Below are 2,362 nucleotides of genomic sequence, written 5' to 3'. Positions count from 1 at the left end.
CCCTGGGACGAACCGCAGAGGCAAAACAGGCTGCAGACAGAGTGGAACGCACCATGTATATCATACCGCTGAATTTCAATACGGAGTTTATTACGCCCTATAGTAGCCGACACGGGATTTCCAAAGAAATTGAAGCTTACAACCGTTTAATCGAACGAACTGATATGGATCACCTTGCCAAAAAACTGGAAGAGGTGATTCAATTGATGGGCGATCGGCCGATGTCACAATATAAGGCGACGCTCATCAGTATGGTTGAGATAGAGTTTCAACGGAAAAATCCCGAACGATTGCTGATGCTGATTGATAAATTAAAGGAATCTGGTGTCGAAAGTGCCGATTTGCTTCAGTTCAGAGCCGGAGCTTACATGCTGATGGGGCAGATGGATAAGGCGGTCCCACTTCTGCAGCGAGTTGCGGAGATGTCGCCTACGATTGAAGTTCATCAGACTCTGGCAGAATATTACGAGCAGCAGAAAGAGACAGAGAAACGAGACGAGCATCAGGCAAAGATGGCGTTATTATACGCGATGATTGCCTTCCGAAATAATCAGCTTCCGTCAGCAGATGAATCAATTCAAAAGTCCGTCAAGCTGAATCCTCGAGATCCGCAGGCCTGGTTCTACTATGCCGAAACGAAACGCCTGATGGGTGATCTGAAAGCCGCTCAAGCAGCCTACGAACGCTGTGTCGAACTCAACCCGAATCACGGCAGAGCATTGAGAGAATTGTCAGACTTGACAGTAGCAGGAAAGAAGAGTGAATAGAAGTTATTGCGCATGAAAAAGCCCGGTCGCTTTTCACGAAAAGGAACCGGGCTGTGATTGACTATGAAGTTCTCAGTTCACGAACGAGTCTTACTTCGAAGTCAGTTCGAGGTTAATCTCGTTCGTTCCTGCTTTCACTTCTTTTTTTAGAGTCGATTTTGTGTTGTATTTAGCAGGAATCGGATCTTTTCCTTTGTCTTCAGGTCCTTCGGTCGGGGTTGTGATACGGACTGTATGCAGACCAATCTTGGCCCCGTTTTCGTTTTTACTGTAGACGAGGTCGTAATATCCCTCTGCATCGGTTCCTCCAAACGAAGGTTTTCCCGTTTCTGGTTCGAAGGTCACTGTAACATTGGCTAAAGGCTTCCCATCCATGGTAACGGTTCCAGTGACACTTCCAAGCTCTGGTGTGTCGCTGGGAGCTCCTTCTCCGCAGCCTGCAGAGCAAAACAGAGCGACGCTGCATAAAATGACGAGTAACCGACTTCCTGGTAGCTTCATAACGCCCCTTCGTAAATTGATCTCGTTGATAAGATTGTTCATTGTCGAAAATATCCTTGAATTAGAATTCGCCGACAATCTCACCACCGGAGCGAGTTACCAGGTTGGAGTATGTTGTATTTGTGCCGCCGCTGCTCATGTTTTCGCTGATGAAGCGAACGCTACCATCGGTCAGCACCATGTGCGCACCGCCGACATGGGCACTGGAAGCACACCAGTCTTCGCCCCACGTGGAAGCTGAGCTGTTAATCAGATAAGTGGGGTTACCACCTCCAAAGTTCGTGACATCAAAGTGGTACAGCCCGGGGTGCCAGGTGTCAGATGTGGAAGTGGCGTGACGTGGACCAATCCACAATCCGCCCGTCCAGGCACAGTCCGTTGTTCCACCACAGTTATTAGTTCCAGCACCATCATTTTTTGTTGTTCTTTCCGAGACTAAAATGGTATTGCTGGTTCCATCGATGATGTCACGCATTCTCGTATTGGAATTTCCATATAAGATTCCATTACTATTCGAGGCTGCTGATGTGCCATGGCTGCCAAGGTAATTCGATTTACCAAAGCTGCTCTTATCGGTATTAATGCCTCCCATCGGATCGGAAGGGCAGTTAAAAGCAGGCAGAACGGTTTTCGCCAACGTGGAAGCGTTGACGCTCCAATGCTCTCCGAAAGATCCTGTTGTTGACCCAATCTGGTTATAGAGCGGGCCTTGGTCCATAAACGGCAGAATCATAGTCCCCCAACCGAGACCATTGTTGTTGGCAACGACACCACCCGTTTTTGAACCTGAGTAATCAAGTTCGTTGTCGATGAAACCCGGAGGAAAGACGCGATGCGTTTCATGGTAGTTGTGTAAAGCCAGACCGATTTGTTTCAGGTTGTTTTTACACGTGCTGCGTCGGGCTGCTTCACGCGCCTGTTGTACGGCTGGTAACAGCAATGCAATTAAAATGGCAATGATGGCAATTACCACCAGCAGTTCGATCAGTGTAAAACCGAACTTTCGATAAAAGGGACTTTTACGCAGAGTTTGTTTCATCTCAATATGTTCCTTCAGAATAAAAAAATAATAAAATTCAAAATAGCAAGATAGA

The 2,362-nt window shown here is 47.3% G+C and carries 3 protein-coding genes; 1 reads left to right on the top strand and 2 read right to left on the bottom strand.

What is annotated here, in order from left to right; translation table 11 throughout:
* Positions 1 to 767 (top strand): tetratricopeptide repeat protein (locus tag Q0294_RS10595; RefSeq protein ID WP_299464567.1); only part of this gene is annotated, 767 nt, incomplete at its 5' end.
* 90 nt (positions 768 to 857) lie between these two features.
* On the opposite strand, the gene Q0294_RS10590 is transcribed toward Q0294_RS10595, so the two are convergent.
* Positions 858 to 1,268, bottom strand: coding sequence for a hypothetical protein (locus Q0294_RS10590; RefSeq protein ID WP_299464564.1), 411 nt, complete (start codon positions 1,266 to 1,268; stop codon positions 858 to 860).
* 61 nt (positions 1,269 to 1,329) lie between these two features.
* Positions 1,330 to 2,307: a DUF1559 domain-containing protein gene (locus tag Q0294_RS10585; protein ID WP_299464561.1), complete on the bottom strand. Its 978-nt coding sequence runs from the start codon at positions 2,305 to 2,307 to the stop codon at positions 1,330 to 1,332.
* Between the last annotated feature and the right edge of the window lie 55 nt (positions 2,308 to 2,362).

Origin of the sequence: uncultured Gimesia sp., from assembly GCF_937919775.1 — a bacterium.
Taxonomy (GTDB): Bacteria; Planctomycetota; Planctomycetia; order Planctomycetales; family Planctomycetaceae; genus Gimesia.
The sequence above is the reverse complement of the archived record's forward strand: the minus strand, read 5'-3'. Positions and strand labels throughout refer to the sequence as shown.

Coding starts and splice junctions, on each gene's coding strand:
- Q0294_RS10590 (WP_299464564.1), bottom strand. CDS start 1,268: ATGAAGCTACCAGGAAGTCGGTTACTCGTCATTTTATGCAGCGTCGCT.
- Q0294_RS10585 (WP_299464561.1), bottom strand. CDS start 2,307: ATGAAACAAACTCTGCGTAAAAGTCCCTTTTATCGAAAGTTCGGTTTT.